This is a genomic window from Pistricoccus aurantiacus, from assembly GCF_007954585.1.
Taxonomy (GTDB): domain Bacteria; phylum Pseudomonadota; class Gammaproteobacteria; order Pseudomonadales; family Halomonadaceae; genus Pistricoccus; species Pistricoccus aurantiacus.
The window spans coordinates 1263906-1278611 of record NZ_CP042382.1; the positions used below are offsets into that span (position 1 = coordinate 1263906).

13 protein-coding genes are annotated in these 14706 nt (G+C 58.6%); 10 read left to right on the forward strand and 3 right to left on the reverse strand.

All coding sequences use genetic code 11. The features are described from left to right. Window positions 1-454: 454 nt before the first annotated feature. From mobH to brnA, 4 genes are all read left to right on the forward strand, one after another. The gene (gene mobH, locus FGL86_RS06100; protein WP_147183749.1) at window positions 455-2326 is read left to right on the forward strand and encodes a MobH family relaxase; all 1872 of its coding nucleotides are present in this window, start codon (window positions 455-457) and stop codon (window positions 2324-2326) included. Further along, window positions 2319-3272, forward strand: coding sequence for a tyrosine-type recombinase/integrase (locus tag FGL86_RS06105; protein WP_147183750.1), 954 nt, complete (start codon window positions 2319-2321; stop codon window positions 3270-3272). The genes mobH and FGL86_RS06105 overlap by 8 nt, the downstream gene beginning before the upstream one ends. A gap of 350 nt (window positions 3273-3622) precedes the next feature. Further along, on the forward strand, window positions 3623-3889 hold the full coding sequence (locus FGL86_RS18260; protein ID WP_147183751.1) for a BrnT family toxin: 267 nt from the start codon (window positions 3623-3625) through the stop codon (window positions 3887-3889). Then, a complete protein-coding gene (gene brnA / locus FGL86_RS06115; RefSeq protein ID WP_147183752.1) occupies window positions 3879-4136 on the forward strand; it encodes a type II toxin-antitoxin system BrnA family antitoxin in 258 nt (85 codons plus the stop codon). The genes FGL86_RS18260 and brnA overlap by 11 nt, the downstream gene beginning before the upstream one ends. A gap of 277 nt (window positions 4137-4413) precedes the next feature. Here brnA and FGL86_RS06120 read toward each other — a convergent pair whose 3' ends face one another. Then, on the reverse strand, window positions 4414-5229 hold the full coding sequence (locus FGL86_RS06120; protein ID WP_147183753.1) for an MBL fold metallo-hydrolase: 816 nt from the start codon (window positions 5227-5229) through the stop codon (window positions 4414-4416). Window positions 5230-5416: 187 nt separating this feature from the next. Here FGL86_RS06120 and FGL86_RS06125 point away from each other — a divergent pair, with 187 nt between their 5' ends. The 5 genes from FGL86_RS06125 to FGL86_RS06150 all read left to right on the forward strand — a co-directional run bounded on the left by FGL86_RS06125 (window position 5417) and on the right by FGL86_RS06150 (window position 11583). Next, a complete protein-coding gene (locus tag FGL86_RS06125; RefSeq protein ID WP_147183754.1) occupies window positions 5417-5734 on the forward strand; it encodes a hypothetical protein in 318 nt (105 codons plus the stop codon). 208 nt (window positions 5735-5942) lie between these two features. After that, window positions 5943-8141: a thiamine pyrophosphate-dependent enzyme gene (locus FGL86_RS06130; protein WP_147183755.1), complete on the forward strand. Its 2199-nt coding sequence runs from the start codon at window positions 5943-5945 to the stop codon at window positions 8139-8141. After that, window positions 8138-9190: an ACP S-malonyltransferase gene (locus FGL86_RS06135; protein WP_147183756.1), complete on the forward strand. Its 1053-nt coding sequence runs from the start codon at window positions 8138-8140 to the stop codon at window positions 9188-9190. Before FGL86_RS06130 ends, FGL86_RS06135 begins: the two co-directional genes overlap by 4 nt. 182 nt (window positions 9191-9372) lie before the next feature. Further along, entirely contained in the window at window positions 9373-9807 is a 435-nt protein-coding gene (locus FGL86_RS06140) for an MliC family protein (RefSeq protein ID WP_147183757.1), read from the forward strand. 489 nt (window positions 9808-10296) lie between these two features. Continuing rightward, window positions 10297-11583 (forward strand): alpha/beta fold hydrolase, encoded by a 1287-nt coding sequence (locus FGL86_RS06150; RefSeq protein ID WP_147183759.1) that lies wholly within the window; start codon window positions 10297-10299, stop codon window positions 11581-11583. Between the two features lie 12 nt (window positions 11584-11595). Here the strand turns inward: FGL86_RS06150 and FGL86_RS06155 are convergent, their stop codons facing one another. Together FGL86_RS06155 and FGL86_RS06160 are read right to left on the reverse strand one after the other, a co-directional pair. Continuing rightward, window positions 11596-12645 carry a proline racemase family protein gene (locus FGL86_RS06155; protein WP_147183760.1) on the reverse strand — a complete coding sequence of 350 codons (1050 nt, stop codon included), beginning with the start codon at window positions 12643-12645 and terminating at the stop codon, window positions 11596-11598. Then, window positions 12642-13817, reverse strand: coding sequence for a zinc-binding dehydrogenase (locus FGL86_RS06160; RefSeq protein WP_147183761.1), 1176 nt, complete (start codon window positions 13815-13817; stop codon window positions 12642-12644). The genes FGL86_RS06155 and FGL86_RS06160 overlap by 4 nt, the downstream gene beginning before the upstream one ends. A 169-nt stretch (window positions 13818-13986) precedes the next feature. Here FGL86_RS06160 and FGL86_RS06165 point away from each other — a divergent pair, with 169 nt between their 5' ends. Further along, the gene (locus FGL86_RS06165) at window positions 13987-14664 is read left to right on the forward strand and encodes a hypothetical protein (protein WP_147183762.1); all 678 of its coding nucleotides are present in this window, start codon (window positions 13987-13989) and stop codon (window positions 14662-14664) included. Window positions 14665-14706 lie beyond the last annotated feature (42 nt).

Sequence of the window (14706 nt, forward strand, 5' to 3'; positions counted from 1 at the left end):
AGCCCGCTCTCGGACTTCGGGGGAATATCGTTTTGGTGAGTTCATGACTCCATCCTCTCAAGATAAGGAGTCTCCGGTAAAGCCGGGGCGGTTCAGCCATTTAATAGTTGGTAATGCCGTTCACAATCCTATCAAGTGGGAGTGACCAAAAACGGGTCCCTCTGTACAGCCGCTCATTCCGTCTTTATATCAGGACAGCCTAAAGGACTGCTTTTGGCCGGATGCCGAACTTTAGGTTACGCTGATGGAGTTTTGATGGCTGACGACTCAGACCGGCTGTAACAGCGAGGCAGTGTGCGTAATTTTTCTCCTGTCATCAATTGCCTGGCATCAGCGGCCTCTTCTTGAGGCCCAATCAAAGAAACCCTTCCTAACCGGCTTAACGTTTCCCCTCTGCTCGAAGCTTCATTCCCTGTCACATCTGAGGATTGACTGACAGTGACAGGGGACATTGATGCTCCGCCGCTTGTTTTCGCGCTCCGCCGCTATTCCACAGACGACTGAGGGCTACCTGTCTCCGCAGTCGGGAAATGCGTTGCTGTCGACACCTCGCCGGCAGTCGATGATCAAGATGCTATGGGACACGACGTCTCTAACCCAGCAGGTCTTCGACGAATACCTGCTGGCACCGATCAAGCGCTACGCGGAACTCGTTCAACTACTTCCCGCCTCTGAATCCCATCACCATGCCTACGCTGGTGGCATGCTTGATCACGCGCTTGAGATGGCGTGCTATGGGTTGCGACTGCGTCAGCGACATCTTCTGCCGCCTGGTGCCAAGCCCGAGGACCAAAGCTCAGCAGGAGAGTTGTGGAGTGCAGCAATTATCTACGGCGCATTGATGCATGACGTGGCCAAAGTGCTGGTCGACATAGAAATCCATCTTGAGGACGGCAGGGAATGGCAAGTCTGGCACGGCACGATACCGATTCCTTACCGGGTGCGGTATCGCCAGGGCCGGGAATATCACCTGCATAGTGCCGTAAACCCTTTGCTGTGCCAGCAGGTTCTTGGTGGCAGGGTCATGGACTGGTTGATGAGCCAGCCTAAACTTTTCGCACTCTTTATGTACACGATTGCCGGCCACCCCGAGCGGGGCGGCATCATTGCGGAGCTGATTCACCAGGCTGACCGGGCGAGCGTGGCCAAAGCCCTGGGTGGTGATCCGGTCCAGGCACTATCCGCGCCGGCGGAGTCGATCCAGCGCAAGCTGGCCGAAGGCCTGCGCTATCTGGTCAGAGAGCAGTTCAAGGTAAACAAACGAGGCGGGCAGGCCTGGTTGACCGACGACTCGCTATGGTTGGTGTCGCCTCGGGCTATTAACGAACTCAAGGCCCACCTGTATGCCCAGGGCATCAAGAGTATTCCGGCAGATCTGAATCGACTTTATGGAGAACTTCATGCTCACGGGCTGATCGAGGAAGTCGAAGAGGGCAAACATGTTTGGAAATGCGAAGTAATCGATGGGGATTGGCATCAGTCATTCAACATGCTCAAGCTGCCTCCCACACTGATCTGGGGCGTCGAGGGTAGACCGAATTCCTTCAGTGGAAAACTGAATGTGGAGGGCGCGGGAGCCGTTGAGGAAGAGAAGGGCGAAGGGGGAGATAAGCACCAAAAGCGCCAGGATCGTGAAGGTGGGCAGGCCTATAGCCAGACAGCCGAAACGGAGACCGCTGCTAATCGGCAACCACAGAAACAGACTATTGAGCCCTCCATTACAGCTGTAGCGACGACTTCACCATCAAATACCGCTATCGACGACGACATCATGGCGTTGTTCCCCGAGGTTGGAGCGGCTGAACCGCAAAATACTGATGAATCTAATGGTTCCAGTAGTGGGCAATCACATAATTTATTCGGGCCAAATTCATCCAAGTCTGCTAATGTACCTAATACTATAACAAAGTCGAATGAAGTAAATTCTAATAATAGCTCGGACCTCGGAGAGCAGTTCTGGCAGTGGTTGAAAGCGGGGCTTGCGGATCATTCCATTTTGATCAATGACACAAAGGCGCCTGTTCACGTCGTGAACGGCACCTACTTCTTAGTCAGTCCCGGCATTTTCAAGCGTTTCAGCACCACCGTACTGAACGACGAAGAGCAATGGAAAGCGGTGCAGAAACGCTTCCAGAAGCTGGGTATTCACGTCAGGAGCCAAGGACAGAATATACACAAGGTATCTGTCGAAGGACCAAACAAGATCCGAACGCTGATGGGATATCTGCTTAAGGACCCGAAACAGGTGAGTCAGAAGACCCCACCTGACAACTGGGTATTGACCCTGTTGACCGCCAAAGGAGAAGGGGAGAAGTCAGATGCATGACGTATCATTCCTGGAACTTGTGAGTCGCTATGCAGCCGATAAACACCTGCGCCCCAAAAGCGTCAGTACCTACACGGCGGTCGTGAGATTATTCAGACGCTATCTGGGCCATGAGACTTACCCCAGCATGGTCACACGCCAGATGGTGATTGAATGGAGAGTGTCGATCATACGCTCGCAGGATAGATCTGGCGGCATAACCGAATCGAGCTGGAACAACTATGCGCGCCACCTCAAGGCGCTCTACAACTTCGGAATCAAATATCAACTGATCGCATGCACCCAGAACCCTTTCAATGAGGTTTTCGTCAAACAGCCAAAAAAAGCCAAGAAGACACTACAGCCATTACAGATCCGCTATGCGAGAGAAGTGCTAGACGTCTGCCGACGATATGAAACCTACTACGAAGAAGCCTCGAAGATTCATCCGGCCTGGTTCTGGCAGGTCGTTATGGAGACCTTCTACTACACGGGCATACGACTGAATCAGCTACTGCATATCGAAGCCGGTGACATCAATCTCAAGAAACGGATATTTCGTGCATCGGCTGCCGGCTCGAAAACCTATTCAGAATCCGTCCTGCCAATCCCTGACGGGCTATATCCCTATCTATACACATTAATTGTGGCTGCTCACAATACCGGGTTTAAACAAAAGGATCAGCTTTTCAATGTGAATCGATTTAGCCACCGCCACAAGAAAACGACCATGGATACTTGGCAGACAGAACATTTTTTCCAGGCGCTGTCTGAGCTGGCCGGCTACAAACTATCGCCGCACCGCTTCCGTCACTTCCTTGCGACGAGCTTGATGGAAAGCCCTGAACGCAATATCCACGTTACCCAAAATATACTCAATCACACCGACATACGCACGACGATGGAATACGTTCATCCCGATGTGGAATCCATGCGTCGCGCCCTGAACGCCAGGCCACCGGTGTAACCACAAGGAGCCAGAGGGGGAGAACAGCACCCTCATTGTAGCAGATCATATTAGTGGGTTGACATCCTTGCCAGGGTTGGCCATGCTTCATAGTGCCAATGTAGTGCAGAGGCAGCTAAATACCGTACATACGGACCTCTTGCATTCTTGGATATACACAACCGTAATTATAACTTTAAGACTGAAGCTACATCGTACGGTCGAAAACCCGCAACTAACTTGTAATCAGTAGGTCCCGGGTTCGACTCCTGGTGCCGGCACCATAGGTAAGCTGTTACAGCCTGATTATCCTGCCTTAGAAACTAGACGCATTGCCTTGACCTAATCCATTTCCGGATGAGGCGCTTGCAATGCGTGTTTCCGCGACGGTCTGTTCCAAGGGTGGCGTGGGCAAGACCACCGTCACCGCCAATCTGAGCGGTTTGCTGGCTGACGCCGGCTTCCGGGTACTGCTGCTGGAAATCCGTGCAAAATCGGAAGACGAACAACGGTTCTTGCTGATCGGCCAAATTGATGGAAAGCACTGGTCGGCTGTCGTCGCATACAGGGAAGGCCGTACTCGTCTGATTTCAGCCAGGCGCTCTCGCAAGCAGGAGGTTGAGCTCTATGAAAGCTAAAAAATTCGAGGAGGATCAGGAAGATATTGTTGATGATCTCGACCTGCCCACAGCTCGCCGTGTTAACCAGGAGCAAAAGCGAATCAACGTTGATTTTCCGGCTTGGGTTGTAGAGTCGTTGGATCGTGAGGCGGCACGTATTGGTATCACACGCCAATCAATCATCAAGGTATGGCTTGTTGAATGCCCTCAGGCAGAAGCCGCTAACAAGCCGCTCAATGGTGACGCCGCAAGCGGCGCACATTAGCGCGTCAAGCGGAATGCTTGCCCTTGAATTGATGAACACGACATTCGTGGAAATGCAGGAGTCTGCAAGCCCCGAGAGCTGGTTCCCGAGCCTGATCACAGAAACACTCCAAGAAGGTTTTGCGGTGGTGGCCAAGCTATCTCAGAAAGGTGAGATCACCACCCTGCCGGATATCAGCGGGTGCAAGGCGCTGCGCAGTGCCCATGTCCACGACCCGCTAGTCCGATCTTCGCCTTGCTGGTGGTCGCCATTCATTTATTTCAGCGGTGCAGGCCGGTCAGTCCTGTTCACCTTCGAGCAGTTCGACATATCGCGAGACGGATCGTCGAACGGCATGCTTCGCGCCCGAGGGCACGGTCTTGCCGTCGAATGCTCCATAGATGCGGTCGAAGTCCCAGGGTTCCATTGCATCGCCCATGCGCCGGACCGTCGCCGCCGCGAGCGGCAGCATGTTGGGGTAGCTCCACATGAAGGAAACGCGGCTGTTGTCGGCGGCGACCTGCACGATGTCTCCGCTGAGCAGAGCGCCGCGTCCTTCCGCGCCGTCGCGCCAGTGCAGCACCGTGCCGCCGGCAAAATGTCCGCCGAGCCGGAGCAGCGTGAGGCCCTCGCCAATTTCTTTCCTGTCGCCTTCCCAGAAACTCAGCCTGACGTCGGGTCGCAGGACCCACTCGCGGTCGAGTGCATGCAAATGTACGGGCGCATCGAAGGTCCGCGCCCAATCCTGCATCGTGGTGTAGTAATGAGGATGCGAGATCGCGATGGCGTCGACCCCGCCAAGGGCGTGGACGATGTCTTCGGTGGCCGGATCGAGCAGGGCGATGCAGTCCCACAGGATGTTGCCCTTCGGCGTTCTGAGCAGGAAGGCGCGTTGACCGATCCCGAACTTGGGCTGGGTTCTGATCTCGAACAGGTTCGGCTCATGCCGTTTCCACAGGTTCGAATGGGTCGCCGCGAGCTCTTCCGCCGTGGTCCAGGACTGCCCGCTGGCGGGGACATACTGGCGTTCCTCTTCACAGATCGGGCAAGAGTCGGGTGCGGTTTCACTCTCCGGGAAGGACGTTCCGCAAGCGTCGCAGAGATGAATCGGCATTGTAGAATCCTCCTGTTGTTATCGCTCTGCTCAATCGGACAGGACCGCGACGACTCGTGTTCTTGATCGCCATGATTTGTGCTGCATTATTTATCGAACCACTATATCTGTGCCTGGCTTGTTGGATAAGAATAGGCGGGTTAGCGTTAGGCTATGAAATCGGCATTACACGACAGGGAGTTATTGTATGTCCGAATCAAACAGAATCGATACGGGATCATTGCCCAAGGATGAAAAGGAAATAAAAAAGCAGACGGAAGATGCACGTCAGATAATCGATAAGGACAAGTTGGCGCGAGATGACGAATCAAAGAAAACCGATCCTGCCACGCACGGCTCGGGACTTCCTCTGATGTCGGATGGGAGTGCCGGCGAAGCCAGCAACGGCCCTGCAACCCCAGGTCATAGAGCCGGCGCAACCCGGGATAAAGCGACGGCTACTGATGCCGCGGATGAAAAACCCTCGAAAGGCAGTGCCGACAAGAAGTTTGATGGTGCAGATTGATATCAACGCCAGGATTGAAGCCAACAAGACTATGCCCAAGTCGCTGACGCTTTATGCCGCGATACTCGATCGTCGGCATCGCCCGCTCCTTTGGCAATCGGTCGGAATGGAGGTTGCGGTAGATTCAAACGTGGCTGGGAATCGACAGCCGGCTATTCCGATCAGCATGCGGCCAATTCTATAAGCCTGACCATGGAGCGATAGACGCATGAATCCCTTTCCCTTGGAAGAGCGCCTGTTCGAGGTGCTGCGCGACGGCGACTGGCCGAGCCCCGCCCAGGCGTGGCGCCTCGATGAAGTGGGGCTTACGGCGCCGATGCTGGCGGAGTTGTTCGAGTCCCAGGTGCTCAGCCGCCAACTGGATCTTCATGCCCGACGCCTGCAGGCCCGCGGCGAGGCGTTCTATACCATCGGCAGTTCCGGTCACGAAGGCAATGCCGCAATCGCCGCCGCGTTTCGGGTGACCGACCCGGCATTCCTGCACTATCGCGACGCGGCTTTCTTGCTCCAGCGCAGCAAGCAGCTACCCGGGCAAACGCCGATCCACGACATGCTGCTGAGCTTTGCCGCCTCAAGCGAAGATCCGATCTCCGGTGGTCGTCACAAGGTGCTGGGCTCCAAGGCACTGAACGTGCCGCCCCAGACCAGCACCATCGCCTCCCATCTGCCCAAGGCGGTGGGGGCCGCCCATGGCCTCGGCCTGTGGCGTCGCATCCGCGGATCGGGGGAGTGGCCAACGGACAGCGTGGTGCTGTGCAGCTTTGGCGATGCTTCCTTCAACCACTCGACGACCCAGGGTGCCCTCAACGCGGCGGCCTGGGCAGCCTATCAGGGCACGCCGATGCCCCTGGTCATGATCTGCGAGGACAACGGCATCGGCATCTCCACGCCGACTCCCGCCGGCTGGATCGAACAGAGCATGCGCGGCCGCCCGGGGTTTCACTACATCAGTTGCGATGGACTCGATCTGCTCGACACCTACCGCGCCGCCCGCGAGGCAGAGCGCTTGGCCCGACGCCTCAAGCAGCCGGTGTTTTTGCACATGCACTGCGTGCGCCTGATGGGCCACGCCGGCTCCGACGCTCAGCAGTCCTACCTGACGGCGAAGCAGATCAAGGCCGCCGAGGCGCGCGATCCGCTGCTGTACAGCGCCGGTCTGTTGATACGTCATGGTGTGCTCGAACCCGAGACCATCCAGACGCTTTATCACCATATTGGCGAACGGGTCGCTCAGGTTGCGGAAGTGGCGATTCGTCAGCCCAAGCTGGAAAGCGCCGAGGCGGTGATGGCCTCCATCGTGCCGCCGCATCGCCTCAGCCGCCGCCAGCCCATCGAAGCAGAGGTGGATGCAACGCCGGCCACCATGGCCCGGCTGCTCAGCCAGACCCTGTATCGGCTGATGGAAGCCTATCCGCACCTGGTCATGGCCGGGGAGGACATCGGCCGCAAGGGCGGCGTCTACGGCGTGACCCAGCGGCTGCAGGCCAGGTACGGCGCCTATCGCATCATCGACACCCTGCTCGATGAGCAGAGCATTCTGGGGCTGGGCATCGGCCTGGCTCAGAACGGCTTCGTGCCCATCGTCGAGATCCAGTTCCTGGCCTATCTGCACAACGCCGAAGATCAACTGCGCGGCGAGGCCTCTACCCTGAGCTTCTTCTCGAAAGGGCAGTACACCAACCCCATGGTGATACGCATCGCGGGGCTGGGCTACCAGAAGGGCTTCGGCGGGCATTTCCACAACGACAACGCCATCGCCGTGCTGCGCGACATTCCCGGTCTGCTGGTGGCCTGTCCGTCGAACGCGGCGGATGCGGTGGGCCTTTTGCAGGAGGCGGTGCGCCTGGCGGACGAGGAACAGCGCATCGTGGTGATGCTCGAACCCATCGCCCTCTATCACTGCCGCGATCTCATCGAGGAAGGCGATCAGCGCTGGAGCTTCCCTGATCCCGGCCCGGAGTATCGTCTGCCAGTGGGCTCCCTGGGCCAGTGGAGCGAAGGGCGCGATCTGGCGATTCTCACCTATGGCAACGGCGTCTATCTGTCGCATCAGGCCCGGGATCGGCTCGAGGCCAAGGGCATCGCGCTGCGTATCATCGACCTGCGCTGGCTGACGGCGCTGGATCACGACGAGATCCAGCGCCGGGTGGCTGACTGCGCCCAGGTGCTGTGCGTGGACGAATGCCGTCGCAGTGGCTCACCCAGCGAGGAGGTCATCACCGGCCTGGTGGAGCGGGGTGTAGAGTCCCATCGTCTGCACCGCCTGACCGCCGAGGACAGCTTCATTCCCCTGGGACCGGCGGCGACGGTCACGCTGCCCTCGGTCGCGGCGATTTGTGAGCGTGCCGAAGGCCTTGTAGCCAGGCAGACCGCATTTGAACGCACCGTAACAGGGAGCCGGACATGAGTGAGCTGACCCAGCCAAAGGAACGCCTGCTGATCGTCTGCCCCGGGCGCGGCACCTACAACCAGGCAGAGTGGGGCACCCTGACCCGCCACGCCGCCGGCAGTGATTGGCTTGCGCGCTTCGATGCGCTGCGCCGCGAGCAGGACCAGCCCACCTTGAGCGAGCTCGACGGCGAGACCCCGTTTCGCCTGAGCCTGCACGGGCGCGGCGATCACGCCTCGCCGCTGATCTACGCCTGCGCCCTGGCGGACGCGCTGGCCATCGACCGGGAGCGCTACGAGATCTGCGCCGTGACCGGCAACTCCATGGGCTGGTACATCGCCCTGGCCCTCGGCGGCGCGCTCGCCCAGGACGACGCCTTCACCCTGATCAACACCATGGGCCACCTGATGCAGACCACCCTCAACGGTGGCCAGCTGCTCTACCCTTGGGTCGACGATCAGTGGCGGCCCCAGCCCGAGCATCGCCGGGAACTGCTGGCGCTGATCGAAAAGTTGCACGGACAGGACGGCAGCGAACTTTATCTCTCCATCGACCTCGGCGGCATGCTGGTGTTTGGCGGCAACGAGGCCGGGCTCAAGCGGCTTGCCGAGGAACTGCCGCCGCTGGAGCGCTTCCCCCTGCGCCTGCATCAGCACGCCGCCTTTCATACGCCGATGCAGGAAGGCGTCAAAATCGAGGCCAGAACCTGCCTGCCGGCGACGCCGTTTGGCGCCCCCGAGGTGCCGCTGATCGACGGCCGGGGCAAGCTCTGGACCCCCTGGAGCACCGATCCCGAAGCACTGTGGGACTACACCCTCGGCGAACAGCTGGTGACGTCCTATGACTTCAGCGCCGCCCTCAAGGTGGGTGTGCGCGAATTCGCCCCGGACCGCATCGTAATTCCCGGCCCCGGCGCCACCCTCGGCGGCGCCGTCGCCCAGGCGCTGATCCAGCTCAACTGGTGGGGACTCGACAGCAAGGCCGCCTTCCAGGCCATGCAGCAGGAGGAGCCAAGGCTGATCAGCATGGGCATAGAGGAGCAGCGGGGGTGGTTGGTAGGAAAGTAGGGTTAAAATTTTGTATTGATGGGTGATGTAACAAGGCATGAGCGGCTGACTGCTTGCTATCAAAACGGCGTTTCAGCAAATGCAGTCGACGTTCAAGTCAATAAACGAGCGGGCAGCCTGATTGCTGTTGAGCGTCCTCTGTCCGATCTTACCGTGATGTTTATGAAAGGAGCGTATCGTCCATGAATCCAAGGTCATCTAATCTTGCTGTCGGTGTTTTGCTATTCACCGCTATAGCATTGGCGGGATGCGTCAGCGGCGGTACTTCGAGTTCCAAAAGCTCGAGCGCCAGCCAAGCCGGTGATTTGCAGTTTGAACAAAGGACTTACCGCTACACCTGCGATAACAATCAAGCAATAGAAGCAAGGTACGTGACAACACAAGACGGTGAAGAGTCTGGTCCTGTCTTTCTCGTACTTGAATACAAAGATCAACTCTTTGGCCTTGCGCCTGCAGTATCGGCCAGTGGCAGTCGTTATATCGGGCACGCAGGTTTAACCACAGGCTCAGGCCTGGAGTGGTGGGGTAAGGGCGATGAAGCCTGGTTGAATCGCTTCACCGGTGACAATGCCCAGGACACCGAGCGACTGCAGACATGCCGTCTTGATGAGCCTTGAACGGTACGTCTACTGCATCAGCGCAGATAAGATTCTCGTTTCAGCGGATCCTTGTCCGGCCATCGCCTTGAGCAATTGTCGACGTTTACACGCCATGATCTGTGACAGCAAGTCGGATTATGCGGCCTCAACCGATCAAACTGAGTGACATGGAGAGCCATGAGCAATAGTCAGGACGCCACCGGTATCGAAGGGAAACGAAGTTTTTCGGTCAGCCCCGGCCGCTTATGACGTTATTCGGCATGGAAATGTGGGAACGCTTTTCCTTCTATGGCATGCAAGCGATCCTGCTGATCTACCTGTATTACGAGGTGTCCCGTAGGCTGGCTGATGTCGGCTCAGGCACTGACCATCATCGTTTTCTCCGGTGTCTTCGCATGACTTTGGACGGCGCTTGGGAAGCGCCAGCCGAAAGAAAGCGATGCGGGGGCGCGGACTGAAAATTCGCGGTTCACTCGCTGATGGGAAGCACGGATGGAGAACCCCGGCATGAAACACGATGAATACACCTTGCCCGGACGGCACGTCATCGATCGCTACGTGGAAGTGCCGCTGGATTGGAGGAGTGCGGATAACGATGAGAAGATCGTGGTCTTCTTTCGCGAAGTCTGCCATCCCGCAAAAAGGAATGACCGTCTCCCGCTGCTGGTATTTCTTCAAGGCGGCCCCGGCGGCAAGTCGCCTCGGCCCACGAAGGATGATCCCGTCTGGTTATCGGAAGCGATAAAGCAATACCGTGTCATCCTGCCGGATCAGCGAGGAACCGGGCGCAGTGCCAGAATTACCGCTGCCACGATGGAGAAGATGAGCGACCCGGAGACTGCCGCCAACTATCTCTCCCATTTCGATGCCCATGCCGTTGTCGCGGATCTGGAATATATCAGGAAGAACGTTTACCAGGATGTCACCTGGGAAACCCTGGGCCAGAGTTACGGCGGCTTTCTGACCTTGACCTATCTTTCCCATGCACCCGAAGGCCTGGCGAAATGCTATATCGCCGGCGGCCTCCCGAGCCTGTCACCGGATGCCGGCGAGGTCTATCGGCGTACCTACCGCCGGGTAGCGAGGAAGATGGAGGCCTACTATGCGCGCTATCCCTCCGACAGCGAGAAGCTCGATGACATCGCGGATCATATCCGCGCCAACCAGCCCCGCTTGCCGAACGGAGATATCCTCACCGTCCGGCGTTTTCAGACGCTGGGGCTATTGCTGGGCATGGGCGATGGGCCGGAGAAACTGCACTGGCTGATAGAAGAGGCCTTCACCAGCGAGAAGAAGGAAGCATTGAACCGTCATTTTCTCAACGAGGTGATGACGTTGACCGGCCTGGATGAAAATCCCTTGTTCGCCGCCTTGCATGAGCATATCTACGCGACGCCTGACGCTGAATATGCCTGGGCGGCGGAGCGCGAGCGAGAGCATCATCATGAATTCTCGCAGGAACATCGTCCGCTTTACCTTACCGGCGAGATGATCTACCCATGGATGTTCGAAGAGATAAGCGCGTTAAAGCCTTTCCGTGACGGCGTCCACGCGCTTGCGGGCAAACGCCTGACCAAGCCTTTCTATGATCGAGAGCGGCTGGCTCACAACAGTGTTCCCGTGGCCGCGGCCATCTACTTCGACGACATGTACGTGGATGCAGGCCTGTCCGTCGAAACCGCCGAAGTGGTCGATAACCTGGCGTATTGGATGACCAACGAATTCGAGCACGACGGCTTACGCCAGGACCCGAAAGTCTTCAAGAAACTGGTATCCCTTCTGGAAGACTGCTGATCCCGCCATCCCTCAGTCCACGGTGCGATGACGGCTGGTGAGGATATGGTGTAGCCCATCGCAGTTCACCATGGGATCGTCCCGGTTGATGATGATATCCGAGCGGGCCAGCACATGGGCCTTGCCGGTAATGGTGTTGTCTACCACGTCGTGATTGCCGTCCCGGCGGGCGCGAGTGAGCTCGCCGATGAAACCGGAATCGCGCAGCGATACGGTTTCCAGCCTGTCTCCCGGCTGAACAAGGCCTTCATGATGCATCAGGGCCAGCCGCGCCGAGGTACCGGTGCCGGTGGTGCTGCGACAGATCACGTTTTCGTGGACATAGGTGGCGGAGCGGGAGCGGTAGAACCCCTCGGCCACCTGCTCGACTGGCCCCATGAAGTGCAGAAACGGCAGCGGCCCTACATCCCCCAGGGTGTAGTGGGAGAAACCGCCGCGAATCTGCAGCGCTTCGACGATGGCATGGGCGCATCGTGCCAGCCGCCGTTCCTCGTCTCGGGTCAGGGCAAAGCCTAGCTCGGTGGCGTCCACCAGGGCGTAAAAGCCGCCGCTGTAGGCGATGCTGTAGGTCACCTCGCCAATCGAAGGCACCTGGATGCGGTTGCGGTAGGTGTCGATATAGGTGGGCAGGCCTTCGCAGGTGATCGCTTCCACCACGCCGTTTTCCACCCGCGCTTCGATATTCACCAATCCCGCCGGTGACTCCAGCACGAAGTTTTGTCGACCCTCCTGTTTGGGAATCATGCCGCTTTCCAGCAGGGCGGTGGCAGTGCAGATCGTGTTGGAGCCGGAATAGATCGGGTAGCCCATCACTTCCATGATGATATAGCCCATCCGGGCCTCGGGGTGCGTGGCGGGAACGATCAGATCCACGGACATTTCGGGGATGCCGTAGGGCTCGTTCAGCAACAGTTTGCGCAGGCCGTCCGCGTCGTCGCGCAGATATTCCATCTGCTGGCGAACCGTCGTGCCGGGAAGCGGATCGATGCCACCGACGACAATACGGCTGACGTCACCCCCGGCATGAGTATCGATTAACTGCAGGCTGAGTTCGGCGCTCATGGGAATTCCTCCAGAGCAAAGGGCGCGCCGTGAGTTTGCCACTGCGCGTCCGGGACAATCACGATCTTGCCCAGGTAGTGGCTTCCGCGATTGACGAAGTAGGTTTCCGCTTCGCGCAGTTCGGATAGCTTGAACGCCGCGTGCAGTACCGGCTTGAGCTCACCGCTGCGAATCCACGTCACCAGCTGCTCGGCTTCTTCTCGAGTGCCGTGGGAGACACCAAAGATCCGCACCTGGTACAGATAGATACGTGTCCAAAGTACCTCGCTGACGTTCCCGCCGCTGGCGCCGGCGATGGAAAGGCGCGGATAGCTTTCCCGGGCCCTCATGTCGAAGATCATGGCGTCGATGAAGCGGTCTGTCATCTCGCCGCCCACCAGATCCATAACCGCGTCGATGGGGCGATCCCCCGTCACCGCCCGCACCCGATCGGTGAAGTCCCGCATGTTCGAACGATCCAGCACCGCTTCCGCCCCCAGGGCGAGCAGCGCATCCGCTTTATCCTGCTGGCTCAGCGCATAGGGAATCGCTCCCAGAAGCCGACATAACTGAATCAGCGCCGTGCCCACGCCACCGCTGGCCCCGGTGACCAGCACACGCTCGCCGGCCTTGACTCCCGCTGCATTGAGCATGCGCAGGGCAGTCTGGTAGGAACACATGCCCATTGCCGCCAGCTCCGCATCTGCCAGATCTGGATTGTCCACGGCATGAAACTGATCCGCCGGTACGGCGATATATTCGGCAAAACCGCCGTCGGCGCCGTGGCCGTAATAATCCGGAGTGAGGTTGATATCACGGCGCTCGTCCGCGTAGAGATTGAAGTCCAGCAGACCCCGCTGGCCAAGGCGCGCGTCGCTCACGCCATCCCCCACCGCGACCACGCGCCCCACCACATCCGCGCCCTGAATACGCGGAAAGGTCAGAGTCGGCGAGCCGCCCATCTGAAACGATGTCATCTCGTCCTTATCCTTGGTGGGGTAGAGGCCCTCGCGGGCCTTGCGGTCGGTGTTGTTTTTCGCCGTCGCGGTGACCTGTACCAGCACCTCGCCCCTGGCGGGCTCGGGCGTTGGCACGTCCTGACGATAAACCAGCTTGTCGATGCCGCCGTGGCCGGTCAGCAGCATGGCCGCCATCTGACTGGGCACCTTTTCCGGGATAGGACGAGTCGCCATAGCTTGTCTCCTTGTATCGACCACCGTATCGACTACGACAATAGCAAATTTACCCGGATCAACCGAAAATCCCGCTCGCCGGCTGGATCGTTGATGGTAGAAGTGTCATGGTCACACGCCGAATGCGATGATCGACAGTCGCAATGTCTGAAGGTGGAGAAAATCTGTCATGACTATCACGCGTCGCCAACTCTTGAAGCGAAGCACCTGGCTCGCCGTTTCCGCGCCCTTGGCCCTGAAGGCAACGCTGACGAGCGCCTTGCCGAGCCAGTCTTCGGCAGCCGTCGGCTTGAAGGAGAGCGTGGTGATCTACGGCGATCAATTCAACGCCTCGCGGCTGGGCCAGGCGTTTCGTGACTCTGGCCGACTGCCGCACTACGCCGGGGAGTTCACGGCTGGCGGCGGAAAAACCGCTCCGGGCCAACTGATCGCCGGCTTTACCGACGAGATGGGACTCGTACTGCTTGATGACGCTCTGCAAGGTCGCCATGGACAACTCCTCGCCGTGGGCCGTCACCGCGAGCAAGCCGGCGGCAATAGCGAGCATTGGTTGCAAAGCTATATGGATGAAAGCCGTGCCGATACCGCGTCGATTCCCGTCGGCTTCGCCACCCGTCATCCCGATGGTGGACGCGTCTGCTGGCATCTGCATCGTTCCGGCGGAGGGCTGGCGCTTGAAGACGTCCAGGCGCCGCGCCGCTGGCAGGATTCGTTGGGAATTTACTATGCGAGCCTGATCGGATGCGAAGCCGCATCGCAACGATGCGGAGAATGGCAGTCCAGCCAAGGTGTGCCCGGTGTTTCCGACGCCGCGACACCGACCATCAGCTTTCTGGCGCGGACTTGAGTACACTCCCTGGCATTCTTCCGATTCCTTTTGATACGAGGC

Bases quoted from the DNA above. Each gene is read 5' to 3' on its own strand.
- FGL86_RS06135 (WP_147183756.1), top strand. From the start codon at position 8,138: ATGAGTGAGCTGACCCAGCCAAAGGAACGCCTGCTGATCGTCTGCCCC.
- FGL86_RS06125 (WP_147183754.1), top strand. From the start codon at position 5,417: ATGTCCGAATCAAACAGAATCGATACGGGATCATTGCCCAAGGATGAA.
- brnA (WP_147183752.1), top strand. From the start codon at position 3,879: ATGAAAGCTAAAAAATTCGAGGAGGATCAGGAAGATATTGTTGATGAT.
- FGL86_RS06150 (WP_147183759.1), top strand. From the start codon at position 10,297: ATGAAACACGATGAATACACCTTGCCCGGACGGCACGTCATCGATCGC.
- FGL86_RS06165 (WP_147183762.1), top strand. From the start codon at position 13,987: ATGACTATCACGCGTCGCCAACTCTTGAAGCGAAGCACCTGGCTCGCC.
- FGL86_RS06160 (WP_147183761.1), bottom strand. From the start codon at position 13,817: ATGGCGACTCGTCCTATCCCGGAAAAGGTGCCCAGTCAGATGGCGGCC.
- FGL86_RS06130 (WP_147183755.1), top strand. From the start codon at position 5,943: ATGAATCCCTTTCCCTTGGAAGAGCGCCTGTTCGAGGTGCTGCGCGAC.
- FGL86_RS06105 (WP_147183750.1), top strand. From the start codon at position 2,319: ATGCATGACGTATCATTCCTGGAACTTGTGAGTCGCTATGCAGCCGAT.
- FGL86_RS18260 (WP_147183751.1), top strand. From the start codon at position 3,623: ATGCGTGTTTCCGCGACGGTCTGTTCCAAGGGTGGCGTGGGCAAGACC.
- FGL86_RS06120 (WP_147183753.1), bottom strand. From the start codon at position 5,229: ATGCCGATTCATCTCTGCGACGCTTGCGGAACGTCCTTCCCGGAGAGT.
- mobH (WP_147183749.1), top strand. From the start codon at position 455: ATGCTCCGCCGCTTGTTTTCGCGCTCCGCCGCTATTCCACAGACGACT.
- FGL86_RS06155 (WP_147183760.1), bottom strand. From the start codon at position 12,645: ATGAGCGCCGAACTCAGCCTGCAGTTAATCGATACTCATGCCGGGGGT.
- FGL86_RS06140 (WP_147183757.1), top strand. From the start codon at position 9,373: ATGAATCCAAGGTCATCTAATCTTGCTGTCGGTGTTTTGCTATTCACC.